At 72.2% G+C, this 13,857-nt stretch carries 15 protein-coding genes; 5 read left to right on the top strand and 10 right to left on the bottom strand.

Translation table 11 applies throughout. The annotated features are described in order from the left end of the window. The first annotated feature begins 6 nt into the window (after nucleotides 1-6). Nucleotides 7-276, top strand: coding sequence for a DUF4902 domain-containing protein (locus ABGI63_RS03480; protein WP_349741074.1), 270 nt, complete (start codon nucleotides 7-9; stop codon nucleotides 274-276). A gap of 16 nt (nucleotides 277-292) precedes the next feature. Here ABGI63_RS03480 and ABGI63_RS03475 read toward each other — a convergent pair whose 3' ends face one another. The 9 genes from ABGI63_RS03475 to ABGI63_RS03435 form a co-directional block, all read right to left on the bottom strand. Then, nucleotides 293-1,471: an ABC transporter permease gene (locus ABGI63_RS03475; RefSeq protein ID WP_349741073.1), complete on the bottom strand. Its 1,179-nt coding sequence runs from the start codon at nucleotides 1,469-1,471 to the stop codon at nucleotides 293-295. Beyond that, nucleotides 1,468-2,256 carry an ABC transporter ATP-binding protein gene (locus ABGI63_RS03470; RefSeq protein WP_349741072.1) on the bottom strand — a complete coding sequence of 263 codons (789 nt, stop codon included), beginning with the start codon at nucleotides 2,254-2,256 and terminating at the stop codon, nucleotides 1,468-1,470. The genes ABGI63_RS03475 and ABGI63_RS03470 overlap by 4 nt, the downstream gene beginning before the upstream one ends. Continuing rightward, nucleotides 2,253-3,716 (bottom strand): alpha/beta hydrolase, encoded by a 1,464-nt coding sequence (locus ABGI63_RS03465; RefSeq protein WP_349741071.1) that lies wholly within the window; start codon nucleotides 3,714-3,716, stop codon nucleotides 2,253-2,255. The genes ABGI63_RS03470 and ABGI63_RS03465 overlap by 4 nt, the downstream gene beginning before the upstream one ends. Before the next feature lie 108 nt (nucleotides 3,717-3,824). Beyond that, on the bottom strand, nucleotides 3,825-4,298 hold the full coding sequence (locus tag ABGI63_RS03460; protein WP_349741070.1) for a MaoC family dehydratase: 474 nt from the start codon (nucleotides 4,296-4,298) through the stop codon (nucleotides 3,825-3,827). Between the two features lie 57 nt (nucleotides 4,299-4,355). Beyond that, nucleotides 4,356-4,682 (bottom strand): hypothetical protein, encoded by a 327-nt coding sequence (locus ABGI63_RS03455; protein ID WP_269839614.1) that lies wholly within the window; start codon nucleotides 4,680-4,682, stop codon nucleotides 4,356-4,358. Further along, nucleotides 4,682-5,287, bottom strand: a complete 606-nt coding sequence (locus ABGI63_RS03450) for an RNA polymerase sigma factor (protein ID WP_349741069.1) — start codon at nucleotides 5,285-5,287, stop codon at nucleotides 4,682-4,684. Before ABGI63_RS03450 ends, ABGI63_RS03455 begins: the two co-directional genes overlap by 1 nt. After that, the gene (locus ABGI63_RS03445; RefSeq protein ID WP_349741068.1) at nucleotides 5,284-5,718 is read right to left on the bottom strand and encodes a DUF3106 domain-containing protein; all 435 of its coding nucleotides are present in this window, start codon (nucleotides 5,716-5,718) and stop codon (nucleotides 5,284-5,286) included. Before ABGI63_RS03445 ends, ABGI63_RS03450 begins: the two co-directional genes overlap by 4 nt. Nucleotides 5,719-5,736: 18 nt before the next feature. Next, nucleotides 5,737-6,888 carry a DUF1501 domain-containing protein gene (locus tag ABGI63_RS03440; RefSeq protein ID WP_349741067.1) on the bottom strand — a complete coding sequence of 384 codons (1,152 nt, stop codon included), beginning with the start codon at nucleotides 6,886-6,888 and terminating at the stop codon, nucleotides 5,737-5,739. Nucleotides 6,889-6,892: 4 nt separating this feature from the next. Beyond that, on the bottom strand, nucleotides 6,893-8,227 hold the full coding sequence (locus ABGI63_RS03435) for a DUF1800 domain-containing protein (RefSeq protein WP_349741066.1): 1,335 nt from the start codon (nucleotides 8,225-8,227) through the stop codon (nucleotides 6,893-6,895). 145 nt (nucleotides 8,228-8,372) lie between these two features. Here ABGI63_RS03435 and ABGI63_RS03430 point away from each other — a divergent pair, with 145 nt between their 5' ends. Then, entirely contained in the window at nucleotides 8,373-8,705 is a 333-nt protein-coding gene (locus ABGI63_RS03430) for a hypothetical protein (protein WP_137945390.1), read from the top strand. A 12-nt stretch (nucleotides 8,706-8,717) separates the two neighbouring features. Here the strand turns inward: ABGI63_RS03430 and ABGI63_RS03425 are convergent, their stop codons facing one another. Further along, a complete protein-coding gene (locus tag ABGI63_RS03425) occupies nucleotides 8,718-9,614 on the bottom strand; it encodes a tetratricopeptide repeat protein (protein ID WP_349741065.1) in 897 nt (298 codons plus the stop codon). Between the two features lie 224 nt (nucleotides 9,615-9,838). Here ABGI63_RS03425 and ABGI63_RS03420 point away from each other — a divergent pair, with 224 nt between their 5' ends. The 3 genes from ABGI63_RS03420 (at nucleotide 9,839) to ABGI63_RS03410 (ending at nucleotide 13,851) form a co-directional block, all read left to right on the top strand. Next, entirely contained in the window at nucleotides 9,839-10,417 is a 579-nt protein-coding gene (locus ABGI63_RS03420) for a Crp/Fnr family transcriptional regulator (protein WP_349741064.1), read from the top strand. Nucleotides 10,418-10,571: 154 nt separating this feature from the next. Next, a complete protein-coding gene (locus ABGI63_RS03415; protein WP_349741063.1) occupies nucleotides 10,572-12,122 on the top strand; it encodes a methyl-accepting chemotaxis protein in 1,551 nt (516 codons plus the stop codon). Beyond that, on the top strand, nucleotides 12,115-13,851 hold the full coding sequence (locus ABGI63_RS03410) for a putative bifunctional diguanylate cyclase/phosphodiesterase (protein ID WP_349741062.1): 1,737 nt from the start codon (nucleotides 12,115-12,117) through the stop codon (nucleotides 13,849-13,851). Before ABGI63_RS03415 ends, ABGI63_RS03410 begins: the two co-directional genes overlap by 8 nt. Nucleotides 13,852-13,857 lie beyond the last annotated feature (6 nt).

Genomic DNA, 13,857 nt, shown 5'->3' with positions numbered 1-13,857 from the left:
GTGTTGGTGTCGGGAGACGCGGAGCATCCGGCCCTGGGGCAAACCCTGTGGACCGGTGAATCCGACAGCGGCGCCGCCGGGGTCGCCTGGGACTGGATCCGCCTGCCCGAGGGCGTGGTCGCGATGGTCGATCCGATGTCGCTGGTGACCAATCTGCAGTTCCTGAGCCCGGCCGGCGAGGTGCTGGCGCCTATGCAGTCGGTGCTGCAGCTCAACGAGATCGTCCATGCGTTGCCCTGGCAGAACGAGGTGCAGCGCGTGCTCGGTCTGCACTGAAGCGATCAACCACCCCTCACCGCGCCACCGCGCTGCGCATCGAGCGGGCCACGAAGGCCAGGCAGACCCAGGTCAGCGCCACGCCCACGGCCAAGGAGGGCAGCAGCTTGGGCCAGGGCAGGGCCTCGCCCTTGAGCACCAGCATCATCAGGCTGTTCTGCGCCAGGCCCGGCACCCAGTAATACCAGGCCGCCTCGCCGCCCGGGTTCAAGAGGCTCACCATTGGCGCCAAGGCCACCAGCGTGATGACGATGGTGGTGCTGGCCTGGGCCTCCTTGAAGGTCTTGGTGCGGATCGCGATGGCCATCAGCAGCGCCCCCAGCCCGGCCGCCAGCGGCAGCTGCAGCAGCACGAACACCGCCACCTCGTAGCCGCCGAATTGGAACATCGCCTGCAGGCTGTCGCTCTGGATCAGGCGCTGGGCCGGGATGAAGCTCAGATTGGCCAGCACGGCCACCACCATGCCCAGCAGGGCTACCGCGCCCCATTTGCCCAGCACCAGGGCCATATGCGGGGCCGGGTTCATCAGGAGCGGCTCCAGCGAGCCGCGCTCGCGTTCGCCCGAGGTGCTGTCCAGCGCGGCGGTCAGCGCACCGTAGAGCACGGCCATGATGATGAACATCGGCACGATGGCCGTCAGCCGCGCCGCGCGCGCCTGTGTGCTGGCCAGATCGCGCTCTTCCACCAGCACCGGTTGCAGCAGGCTGGCCGAGACGCCGCGCAGCGCCAGCAGCACGCCGGCGCGCTCGCGGTTGAAGCCCTGCAGCAGCCGGCCCAGCGTGCCGACGCTGGCGCTGGCGCGCTGGTTGGCACTGTCGCTGACCAGCTCCACGGCCGGCTGCTCGCCGCGCGCCAGCGCGGCCTCGAAGTCCGGGCCTATCACCAGCACCGGATCGAGCAGGGTGGTGGCGCGCAGCCCGGCCTCGTAGTCGGCCGGCGCGGTCTTGATCGTGTAGGTCTGGCGCTCCAGGAAGTTGCGCAGGGTCGGCGCGTGCTCGATGCCGACGACCAGGATCTCGCGCTTCTCGGCCCGCTCCTCCAGCGAGGCGATCAGGCCGGACAAGGCCAGCAGCAGCAGCGGCCCCATCAGCACCGCCGGAATCAGCAGCCTCAGCAGCGTGCGGCGGTCGCGCAGCGCGTCGACCACCTCCTTGGCAAACACCACCCGCAGCGCGCGCGTGAAACTCTTGCTCATGGCCGCGCCTCCAGCGTGTCGGCAAACGCCAGCGCCACGAAGGCGTCCTCGAAGCGCTGCTGACCGGTGCGCTCCAGCAGCGCCGCCACCGAGCCCTCGGCCACAGACCGCCCCTGAGCCATCACGACGACATGGTCACACAGCAGCTCGACCTCCTGCATGATGTGGCTGGAGAAGACGATGCATTTGCTGCCCCCGGCCGGCGAGCGCAGATGGCGCAGCGCCTCGCGCAGCGCGCGGGTGGCCAGCACATCGAGCCCGTTGGTCGGCTCGTCCAGCACGATATTGGCGGGGTCATGCACCAGGGCGCGGGCCAGCGCGGTCTTCATCCGTTCGCCCTGGCTGAAGCCCTCGCTGCGCCGGTCCAGGATGGCGCGCATGTCCAGCAGCTCGGCCAGCGCCTCGGCGCGCGCATGGGCCGCATCCGCCTCCATGCCCTGCAGCCGCCCGAAATAGACGATGTTCTCGCGCGCCGACAGGCGCGGATAGAGGCCATGGGCATCGCCCAGCACCCCCATGCGCGCCAGCGCCTGCTGCGGTGCCTGCCGCACATCGATGCCGTCGACGCTGATCGCGCCGCTGTCCGGCGCGAACAGGCCGGCCAGCATGCGCAGGCTGGTGGTCTTGCCGGCGCCGTTCGGTCCCAGCAGTCCGGTGATGCGGCCGTTCGGTGCCTCCAGATCGAGATGCTGCACCGCCCGCACGATCTGCTTCGGGGCGCGCTTGAATACCGAGCCGCCGGGCCGGGACGTGAACTGCTTGCTGAGCTGGCTGATGCTGATCATCGCGTCGCGGTCTGGATGGGGAATACCGCCGTCGGTCGCGGCATCTTGGCGGCGCAAGCGGCCTCGACGGCCAGCGCCTCGGCCTCGGTCTTGCTGTTGATGAAGCGGTGCAGCAGCTCGCCCATGCAGGCGATGGACAGCACGCCGTGCCCGGCCGCCGGCACCTGCAGATGGCGGGCCTTGGGGCCCAGCGCGCCGGCGATGCGCTCGCCATGGCGCGGCGGTGTCACCGGGTCGGCCCCGCCGCTGAGCAGCAGCACCGGCGCGGGCGCGGCGCCCACCCGGTAGAAGGCCTCGGCCACCGTGCCGCGCGGCCACTGCGCGCAGGCCTGTCGGTAGAACTCGGCATCGATGCGGCCGAAGTCGGCGCCCGGCGCATCGGCCGTGCGCTCCAGGCGCGGCAGGTCCTCGCTGCAGATCACCGACAAGTGCATGCCCATCGCCAGCTTGCCGCTGCGGCTGCTGCCCAGCGCGCCGCTCAGCCCCGAGATCGCCTCGAAGCGCCCACCGGCCGCCGCATTGATCGCGGCCGGCAGCCCGGCTGCGTAGGCTGGCACATACATGGGCGCGCGCACCGCCCGCATCAGCAGCTCGCGCGTGATCGTCAGCCGCTCGGGCGCGCCGCTGAGCGGATGCGCCAGCACCACCTGCCGAGGCAGGCCTTGCAGCAGGGTCGCCCAGTCCTGGCGCAGCCGGGGAAAGGCGGTCTTGCAGGCGGCTTCGTCCTCGCAGGCCTTGAAGACCGCGTCCAGCGCCGCCTGCCCGTCGGTCGAGAAACTGGCCGGCAAGGCCATATCGGGCGGCGCCATGCCGTCCAGCACCGTGCGGCGCACCCGCTGCGGAAACAGGCGTTGATATTCCAGCGCGGCGCGTGTGCCGTAGGAGGCGCCGACCAGATTCCACTGCGCGGCGCCGAGCTGCTCGCGCACTGCGTCGAAGTCCTGCATCGCGATCGTGGTGGTGTAGAAGCGCAGATCGCCATGGGGCAGCTTCTGCAGCTCGATCAGGCATTGCGCCAGGCGGCGCTGCTGGGCCTGCGGGTCCAGCGCCTCGGCCATCGCCAGGCGGCTGTCATCGGCGCATTGAAGCGGCGCCGAGCGACCGGTGCCGCGCTGGTCAATGAAGACCAGGTCGCGCCGGTTGTTCAGCCGCGCAAGCCGAGGCAGGACCCGGCCGGCGATCTCGATCGCGCTCTGCCCGGGCCCGCCGGCCAGCAGCAGCACCGGGTCGGGCTGCTTGTTGCGCGCCATCGCCGGCACCACCAGATAGTGGACGCTGATCTGCCGGCCCTGCGGCTGGCCGGGGTCGAGCGGCCGCTGCAGCCGGCCACAGCGCAGCTCGGTGGCCACGCCCTCGATGCGGCAGGGCTCGGTGGGGCCAGGTGTTGTCGCAGCCCTGGCCGGCTGGCCCAGCGCCGCGGCCAGCAGGGCCAGCGCCAGGATTCTTCTGCACATCGCCATCTGCCCATGCTCCTTGCTTGATGCGAGCGGATTATGAGCAGGCTTGCGACAAGTGCCGCGCGGCGATGTCCCGAACGGCGGCCGGGGGCGGCGAACGGCAAGTTTTCGTCAGCTGGTGGTTGTGGCCTCGCGTCGGCCGAACATGCCCCAGCCCTCCATCGTCATCACCGCCTCGTCGCGCTGGTTGAAGACCTCCCAGGCCGAGCGCACCAGGCCGAGCTGCGGGCGGCTCTTGCTGGCTTTCGTCTCCTGCACCGTCATGCGTACCCGCAAGGTGTCACCGGGGCGCACCGGCTTGAGCCAGCGCAGATTGTCAATGCCCGGCGAGCCCTGGCTGGTCGAGTCCAGCAGGTAGGCATCGCACATCATGCGCATCACCATCGCGCAGGTGTGCCAGCCGCTGACCGACAGCCCGCCCAGCACCGAGGCGTTGGCGGCCTCCTCGTCCAGGTGCAGGGGCTGCGGGTCGTAGGCGGCGGCGAAGCTCAGGCCTTCGGCCTTGTCGACGACCCGGCCGCCAAACTCGCGCACCTGGCCGACCTGGAAGTCTTCGAAAGCATGGGTTTTTGTCGTGGCGTCCATGCGCCGACTATAGGCAGGGCCGGGCCGGCCGGGCATCGCCTCGGCGACAGCGGGCTGCTACAGCTCGCCGATCGCGATCTGCGACAGCACATCGAGCTGCATCAGCTCGTCCAGCGCCGGGTCGGGCCGGCTGCACCAGGCCAGCGCCAGCAGCAGGGTCGCGGCCAGCGCGGCGGCGCCCAGCCAGCGCCGCGGGCGCGAGGCGGGCCAGTCCTGCCCGCCGGCGCTTGCCAGCCTGGCCTCGGCGGACAGCGGTGCATGGCGCTGGCGCCACTGGGCCAGCACGCGGGCCTGCAGCGCCTCACGGGAATCGTCGGCCGCGTGGAGGCCGGTGCGCAGGGTCTGGCGCAGCGCTTCGTCAGCGCCGGCTTCATCGGGCTTCATCATGACTCTCCTTCCCGTAGCTGCTGGCGCAGCGCCAGCTTGGCGCGGTGCAGCAGCTGGTGGGCGGCATTGGGTTCAAGGTCCAGCGTGGCGGCAATCTCGGCCACCGAGGCATCGGCATAGGCCCACATCGCCAGCGCCATGCGCTGGCGCGCCGGCAGGCGCTGCATGGCGGCGGTCAACTCGCCAGCGCATCGGGCCGGGGCAGGCTCGACAAGCTGTTGCTGGGCATCGGCCAGCTCGGTCAGCAGCGCCTGTTCGGTGGCCAGCTCCTGGCGCCGGCCCAGCCAGGTCTTGCAGCGGTTGATCACAATGGTGTTGAAGAAGGTGGCCAGGCTGGCGCCGCGGGCATCGCTGGGCCGGCTGCCCCACAGGCGCAGAAAGGACTCCTGCACCGCATCCTCGGCGTCCTCGCTGCGACGCAGCAGCTGCAGGGCCAGACCATGGGCCTGGGGTGTCAGCCGGCGCACCAGCTCGGTGGCCGCGAGCGCCTCGCCCTCGCAGGCGCGGCGCCACAGCGCCCAGTCCTCGCCGGCTTGGCGCGGCGCGCGGCCGAACCAGCGGGCCAGCAGGCCGGGCGCGGTGGCAGCGGCGCTGTCGCTCATCGCTCGGGCAGCTTCTCGCGCAGTGCCCGCCGCTCCTCGGGGCTGAGTTTGTCCAGCATGGCCCGGCGCTGCCGCAGCAGCTCGCGGCGCTGCTCGGGCGACATGGCCTGGATCTCCTGGCGGCGCTGCTCGGCCATGCGCCGGCGCTGCTCGGGCGGCAGCTGATCCCAGCGCTCACGGGTCTGGGCGACCAGCGCGCGGCGCTCGGCCGGGCTCAGTGTCTCGAGCCGCTGGCGCAGCTGCTCGCGGAACTCGCGGCGTTCGGCCGGCGTGGCCTGCTGCAGCCGCTGCTTGAGCTCGCTGCGGCGCTCCTGCTGCTGCTCGGGCGTCAGCCGCGCCCAGTCCTGCGGGTCGGGCACGGCCGGCGGTGCGGCCCGGGCCGCCGCGCAGACCAGGCCCACCAGCAGAAGAGAGATCAGCGTTGCCTTCATCCTGTTCACCATCATCGCTCAGGCGCGCCACAGCGCCAGCTCACGGGCGCTCACACCGGGCAGCACGCCGCCCGCCAGCTGGGCCTGGCTGAGGCCGAACTGGCGCTGCAACAGGGCCGCGATCAGCTGGCGCAGGTCCAGGGTCGGGCGCAGATCGCGGCCATCGAGCAGCTGGGTCCGGGCCAGGCCGGGCCAGTCGGTCAGCACCTTACCGCCGGCCACCGCGCCACCGGCCAGCAAGGCCATGCCGGCCGTGCCATGGTCGGTGCCGCCGCTGCCGTTCAGCACCGCCGAGCGGCCGAACTCGGTCATCACCAGCACCGTGCTGTGCGGCCACTGCGCGCCCAGCGCCTCGCGCAGCGCCAGCAGGCCCTCATCCAGGCCTGCCAGCAGGCGCTGCAAACGGCCGGCCTGGTTGGTGTGGGTGTCCCAGCCATTGGCTTCCAGCCAGGCGACACGCGGACCCTGTTCGGCCGCCAGAAAAGTGCCGGCCTGGCGGGCCAGCGCGGCAAAACCATTACCCGTGCCGGCCGACTCCCCGCCCAGCATGCCCTGCTGGGCCATCGCCCGCTGCCAGGCGGCGGACAGCGCGGCGTCGTCCTGGTAGAGCTGGCCGACGCGGGCCAGCAGGTCCTCGTCGGCGCCGGCGCGCCGCGCCGGTGTCCAGGTGCCGGCCTGCTGGGCACCGCGCAGCGCCAGCGGCAGGCTGCTGCTCAGCGCCACCGCGCTGCCCTGGCCGCTGGCCTGCAGCGCCCGGCCCAGCCAGCCGGTGCCGAGCTCGAAGGGCCGCTCGCCGCCGCTTTCCAGCAGCTGCTGGGCATCGAAATGCGAGCGCTCGCGGTAAGGGCTGGCCGCCGCATGCAGCAGCAGCAGCTGGCCTTCGCCCCACCAGCGCTGCAGCCCGGTCAGCGCCGGATGCAGACCGAAAAAGCCGTCCAGTGGCAGCGGGGCCGGGCCATCGGCACCGCGCAGCGCGGCCCAGGCCGGGTCGCCGGGGGCCGGCACCGCCGCCAGCCCGTCCAGCGCGCCGCGCAGCATCACGACCACCAGGCGCGGCGCCTCGGGTACGGTGTTTTTTCCGGCGGCCAGGGCCAGGCGGGTCGGCAGCAGGGTGGCCAGCCCCAGGCCTTGGAGCAGAAGCCGGCGTTGTGTGTCGATGCGCGTCATCATCTGCTTACCTCCGTTGGAAGTCGGGGCTGGCCAGCCACAGCGCCAGCGCCTGGGCCGGGCTGGCCGCGCGTTCGATCTGCTGCCGTGTGGTCGCGCCCAGATCGGGGCCCAGGCTCAGTGGGGCCAGCAGCCGGGCATCGGCCGCATCGGCATGGTCCTGGGCGAAGCGCTCGGCCCATTGCACCCGCTTGAGCAGCGCGTCCGGCGAGAGCCAGTCCTCGCTGCGGTCGGGCCAGCCCTGCGGCGAGGGCGCACGGCCCGGCGCCTGGCCCATCGCCAGCAAGGCCTGGCTGGCGGCGCCCAGCTGCTGCGGCCCAATCGGCAGCTTCAGCATGCGGTGGGCCGAGAGCAGCAGCTCCTCGGGCCGCTTGAACTTGGGGCGATGCTCGGCGCGCCAGCTCTGCTCATGGGAGAACAGGGCCTGCGCGGTGGCACGCAGATCGCCGTCGCTGGCCAGGAAGCGGGCGGCCACCGCGTCGACCAGGGCGGCCGGCGGATCGTCGGTGACGAAATGCCGGGCCAGCTTCAGCGCCAGATGGCGGGCCGTGGCCGGGTGGCGGGCCAGATCGGCCAGCAGCAGGTCCAGGGCCTGCGGGCCTTCCGGATAGCGCCTGCCCAGAACCGTCTTCGGCCCCGGTTCGTGCAGGGCCGGCTCGAAGCCGGCGCGGCCGTCGCCACGCAGGCGCACGGTCCAGCCGGTCAGCAGGCGGGCGGTCTCGGTGACATCGGTCTGGGTGTAGCCTCCACCCACTCCCAGCGTGTGCAGCTCCAGCAGCTCGCGCGCCAGGTTCTCGTTCAGGCCACGCTCGCGGCGCCGGCCGGCGCGCGACTGCGGGCCTATCGACTGCGCATTGTCCAGGTACAGCAGCATCGCCGGATGCAGGGTCGAGGCGCGCAGCAGGTCCTCGAAGCGGCCCAGCGCCTGCGGGCGTATTGCCTCGTTCTCATGCGGCCACACCAGGCCGGCCACCGCCAGCTTGGTGGCCGCGACGCAGCAGTGATTGGCCCAGAACTGCACCCAGCGCTCGGCCACCGGCGACTCGGTTGTGATGATGTGCTGCCAGCGGCGCTGCAGGCCGGCGGCGTTCAGCGCGCGCAGGCGCTGCCTGGCCTCACGGACCGCCTCGGTCTCGCCCGGCTGGCGCAGCGCCTGCAGCAGCTCGGCGCTCAGCGCCAGCGCGTTCGCGCTGCCGGGCAGGCCGCTGGCGTCGAAAGGGGTCGGGTCTTGCCGATCGTCAGCGAACTGGGCCTGGACCCAGGCACGCGGGTCGGCCTGCATGGCGCGCAGGCTGGTCTCGGCATAACCGAAGCGATGGGCGGCGAGGGCAGGGGCTTGCATGACTATTGAACCCGGCCGGCCGCAGTCTCTTACGGCAAATCCGAGCGGTGTGCAGGGATTTGCCGCCAGGCCGTAAGCCGGCCGGCTGGCGCGGGTTCAAGCGCCGTAGACCAACTTTTTGTTCTCAACCCCGAAAGGAAGCACCATGACTGTGGTTCGCAGCTTCATCTCCATCGCCGCTTTGAGCCTGGCTGTCGGCAGCGCCCAGGCCGGCTGGGCCGATCATCAAGAGCAACGCGTCGATCAGCGCCAGGAACGCCAGACCGGCCGCATCGCGGCCGGCATCGAGTCCGGCCAGCTGACCCGTCGCGAGCAGCTGCGCCTGGAGCACCAGCAGGCCAGGACCGCCCGGCTGGAGCAGCGGGTCGAGGCCGATGGCCGCGTCACCGGCAAGGAGGCGCTGCGGCTGGAGCAGCGTCAGGACCGCAACAGCCGCAGCATCAAGCGTGCGCGGCACGACGGCCAGACGCGTCCCTGAGGGGCGCCAGGGTCAGGGCTTGCCGGCGGCGCGCAGCCGCGCGTAGTGATCGGCCTGGGCCGCATCGCCGCGCGCCCGGTACAGCGCCTCCAGCTCCTCGAACACATAGGGGTCGGGCGCGCCGGCTGCGGCGTTGTCCCGCGCCAGCGCCAGCTGCAGGGCCAGGGCCTCGTCGGCGCGGCCCAGCAGACGCAGCTGGTTGGCGACCATCCACTGCGCTATGCGGGCCCGCGCCGTCTCGCCGGCCTCCTGGCGCAGCGCCAGCGCGGTGCGGAACTCGGCCAGCGCCTCCTCGGGCCGGCCCAGCTCGCGCAGCGCGATGCCGATATTGTTGTGCAGCGTGGCGCGCCAGCGCCGCGCGTCCGCCTGCTCGGAGGCCTGGGCCAGGGCCAGCGCCTCGCGACCCCAGCGCAGCTGATCGGCCGGCGCGGTGTCGACAAAGGCCAGCATGTGCAGCACGTCCACCGCCAGGCCGTCCAGCCGCGCGGCGCGCGCCTGCTCCAGCGCGCGCAGGTAGGCGGCGCGGGCGAGGGCGCGCGTCTCTGCGGTCTGGGTGGCCGGCGCATGGGTGGCCGAGCTGTAGCTGCGGCCCAGCTCCAGCGCATGGCGCACGCGCGGCTCGGGGCCGGCGCTCGCGAGCTGCGGCTCGATGGCGGCCAGCACGGTGCGCGCCGCCTCGAAATCGCGCCGCAGGCCATGGGTGCGGGCAATCTGGGTCTGCAGGATCAGCGCCTCGTCGCCACTGGCCTGGACCAGCGCGGCGCGGAAACGCTGCTCGCTGAGCGCGGGGTTGCCGAAATCCCACATCGCGTTCAGGTCCAGCGCGCCGGCCGGCCGGGCGGTAGCCAGCAGCAGCGCCGTCAAGGCCAGCGCGGCCGTCTGGCGCAGCGAGTCGGGTGGTGGGTGCATGGCCGGATTATTGCCGCCCCCCGCGATCGGGCGGGTTGTTGCGCGCTGCTCGCCCGTACCGGCGCGGCGGCTGTGATCTGCATCACAGCCGGCACGGGGGCCGGCCCACAGAATCCGCTGCTTCGGCCGGCCCTGACTCGACGAGACCTTGATTTGATGAAGCCTGATGAGATGGCGCAGGATGGGCGCGACCCTCCCTGTGTGCAGTGCGTGCTGGCGGACCAATGTCCGGCCGCGCCCCGCTGCGCAGGGGAGCTCGGCCGCGCCTGTTCGCGCGCGGTGTGCGGCTGCAGCGTGAGGGCGAGCGCCCGGCCCATCTGCTGTTCATCAAGTCGGGGCTGCTGGGGGTGCGCCAGACCGGCATGGACGGCGTGGAGCGCGCCATCGCCGTCATCGGCCCTGGATTTCTGGTCGGCCAGCCCCTGGTTCATGGCCAGGCGGCGGTGCTGACCGTGCAGGCGCTGACCTCGGTGTCGGTCTGCGAGTTGTCGCTGCCGGTCTGCATCGCCCGCTACACGCGCCAGTCCGTGCTGTCGCTGGCCGGCTGGAGCCAGGTCGTGCGCATGCCCGGCCCGATGCGGCGGTTGGCCTCGGCGCTGCGTCTGATTGCCGCGTTCCAGCCCGCCTCGGCGATCCAGCTGCCGAGCCAGGCGGTGCTGGCCGAGCTGCTGTGCGTGACGCGCGAGAGCGTCAACCGGGCCTGGCGCGAGCTCGAGACCCGTGGCATCGTGCGCCGCCGCCATGCGCGCGCGGTCGATCTCGACATGCCGGCGCTGGAAAAACTGTTGACGGCCGACAACTGATGCACGCTTTTTGCGCGCCGGGCTGTGCGCTGCCTCACAGCGGCGGTCGGCGCCGGCGTCCGGCCCTGGTCGCGTTTCACAGAATGCAAGCGCCCCCAAGGACCCGGGCCGGGCAGACCCCCGCACCGGGGACCAGCACAGCAGAGGACGCAGGATGACCGAACGGCATGTGACGCAGCAGGAGTTCAGCTTTCCGGCCGAGGCCACGCTGATGTCGACCACCGATGTGCACAGCCACATCCAGTACGCCAATGCCGCCTTTGTCGCGGTCAGCGGCTTCGAGCCCGAGGCCTTGATCGGTGCGCCGCACCAGCTGGTGCGCCATCCCGACATGCCGCGCCAGGCCTTTGCCGATCTGTGGGCCACGCTGCGCGCCGGCCATGCCTGGACGGGCCTGGTCAAGAACCGGCGCCGCAACGGCGATCATTACTGGGTGCGGGCCAATGTGGCGCCGGTGGCGCGTCGCGGGCAGGTCAGCGGCTATATCTCGGTGCGCACCCGGCCCACGCGTGAGGAGGTCGCGGGGGCCGAGGCGGTGTACCGGCGCTTTCGCGAAGGGCAGGCGCTGGGCCTGGCCTTCTATCGCGGCCTGGTGCTGCGGCGCGGTTGGCGGGGCGGGCCTGATCTGCTGAAGCGGCTGGCGCTGCCGGCCCGCATACGGCTGGCGGTCTGGCCGCTGTGGCCGGCGCTGCTGGGGCTGTCCTGGGCCTGCGGCCTGCGCGAGCTGGAGGCTCTGCTGCCGATGGCGCTGGGCAGCGGCCTGGCGCTGGCCGCGCTCGATGCGGGCCTGCAACATCAGCTGGCCGCACCGCTGCGGCGCGTCGCCCGGCAGGCGGCGGCGGTCGCCGCCGGTTATTTTGATGCCGATGTGCGGATGGAGCGGGTCGACGAGATCGGCATGCTGCTGCGCTCTATCAATCAGGCCGGCCTCAATGTACGCGCCCTGGTGGCCGATGTCAGCGAGCAGGTCGCCGGCCTGCAATCGATGGCAGGCCAGGTCGAGGCGGCCAGTGGCGATCTGGGCGCGCGCACCGAGCAGACCTCGGCCCGTCTGGCCGAGGCTGCGGCGGCGCTGACCCGGCTGAGCGGCAGCGTCGGGCACAACGCGCAGACCGCCGACCAGGCCAGCCAGCGGGCGAGCGCGATGGCGGCCTCGGTGAGCCAGGTCGGCGGCCTGGTGTCCGAGGCCGAGACCAGCATGGCGCAGATCAGTCGGGCCAGCGAGCGCATCGGCGACATCATCGGCGTGATCGACGACATCGCCTTCCAGACCAATATCCTGGCGCTCAATGCGGCCGTCGAGGCGGCCCGCGCCGGCGCCCAGGGGCGCGGCTTCGCGGTGGTTGCGGCCGAGGTGCGCGGCCTGGCGCAGCGCAGCCAGCGGGCGGCCCGCGAGATCAAGGGCCTGATCGGCGCCAGCGCCGACCATGTGCAGACCGGCTCGGCCCTGGTGGGGCGCTCGCGCCTGGCGATGGACGGGCTGGTCGAGCAGGTGCGGCAGGCGGCCGCGCTGATTGCCGACATCAGCGCGGCCAGCGCCGAGCAGGCCCGCGGCGTCGAGGGCGTGGCCGCCCGTATCGAGGCGCTTGACCGCATGACGCAGCAGAACGCGGCGATGGCCGAGCAGTCGCTGGCGGCCTCGCGGCAGATGCGCAGCCAGTCGGGCTGGCTGGCGCGCGCGGTCGAGGTGTTCCGCGATGGTTGATCCCCACACCGGGCTGCCGCTGTCCCTGGCCCAGGTCGGGCAGCTGATCGATCTCCTGCCCGACGGCGTGCTGATCATCGACGGGCAGGGCCTGATCGTCTGCGCCAATGCCGCGCTGGCGGAACTCAGCGGGCGGACGCCACAGGCGCTGCTCGGCCAGCCGCTGGCCCTGCTGCTGCCGCCGGAGCAGCGCGCGCGGCATTTTCAGCACATAGCCTACTTTTTCGCCGAGCCGCGCAGCCGGGCGATGGGCCGGGTGCAGGAGCTGGGCCTGTGGCACAGCGAGGGCCGGGCGGTGCCGGTGGACATCTCGCTGGGGCGCTTTCGCAGCGCCGAGGGCGACCATGCGCTGGCCGTGATCCGCGACATCAGCCAGATCCAGGCCATGCATGCGCAGGCCCGCTACCTGGCCATGCACGACAAGCTGACCGGGCTCTACAGCCGCCATATGTTCGGCGAGCTGCTGGCCCAGGCCGTCGAACACACGCGCCGCAGCGGCCAGCCGATGGCCGTGCTGCTGATCGATCTGGATGACTTCAAGGCGGTCAACGACGGCCATGGCCACCACGTCGGCGACGCCCTGCTGAAGGAGGTGGCCAAGCGCATGCGCGCTGTGCTGCGCGGCTGCGATGCGCTGGCCCGGCTGGGCGGGGACGAGTTCGCGGTACTGCTGCGCGAGCAGGCCGATGTGCTGGCCGCCACCACGGTGGCCCACAAGCTGGTGGAGGCGATCTCGCGGCCCTGGCAGTTCGCCCACCAGGAGAGTTTCCCGGGCGCCAGCATCGGCGTGGTGTTCGCGCCCCATGACGGTCAGGACGCCGAGACCCTGCTGCGCCGCGCCGATATGGCGATGTACCGCGCCAAGGAGGCCGGGCGCGGCACCTATGCGGTGTTCGATCTCGGCATGGCCCGGCAGATGGAAGAGCGAGTGCTGCTGCAGGGTCGGCTCAAGAAGGCGCTGGACGGCACCGGGCTGCGCCTGCACTACCAGGCCCAGCTGTGCGCCGTCAGCGGCCGGGTGGTCGGCGTCGAGGCGCTGCTGCGCTGGCAGGATGCCGAGCTGGGCGAGGTGGCGCCGGCGCGCTTCATCGCGGTGGCCGAGAGTTCCGGCCTGATCCAGGGCCTGGGCGACTGGGTGATGGAGGCGGCCTGCCGGCAGATTGCGCTGTGGCGCGGCCAGGGGCTGGCGCTGCGGGTGGCAGTCAATGTGTCGGTGCACCAGCTGCGCCAGCCCGGCTTTGCCGACCGTATCCAGGGCCTGCTGGAGCGCTGGCGGCTGCCGCCCGCGCTGCTGGAGCTGGAGATCACCGAGACGGCGGCGATGACCCACCACGACCAGGCCCAGGCGCAGCTCGAGCGGGTCGCGGCGCTGGGCGTGCAGCTGGCGCTGGACGATTTCGGCACCGGCTACTCCTCGCTGAGCCATCTGCGGCAGATGCCGGTGTCGCGACTCAAGATGGACCGCGACTTCATCCAGGGCGTCACCCGCAACCCGCAGGACGCGGTGCTGGCCCGGGCCATCATCGGCCTGGCCAAGACCCTGGGCAAGACGGTCGTGGCCGAGGGCGTCGAGACCGCAGCCCAGCAGGTCTTTCTGCAGCAGGAGGGTTGTGACGAGCTGCAGGGCTGGCTGTTCGCCCGCGCGCTGCCGGCCGAGGAGATACCGGCGCTGGTGCGGCGTTTCGCGGCACCCAGCGGGCTGTTCGGGCCGATCCGGCAGGCCGGCTGAATCCGT

Origin of the sequence: Roseateles cavernae (genome assembly GCF_040187885.1) — a bacterium.
GTDB classification, from domain to species: Bacteria; Pseudomonadota; Gammaproteobacteria; order Burkholderiales; family Burkholderiaceae_C; genus Roseateles_E; species Roseateles_E cavernae.
This window is presented reverse-complemented; position numbering and strand designations above follow the sequence as displayed.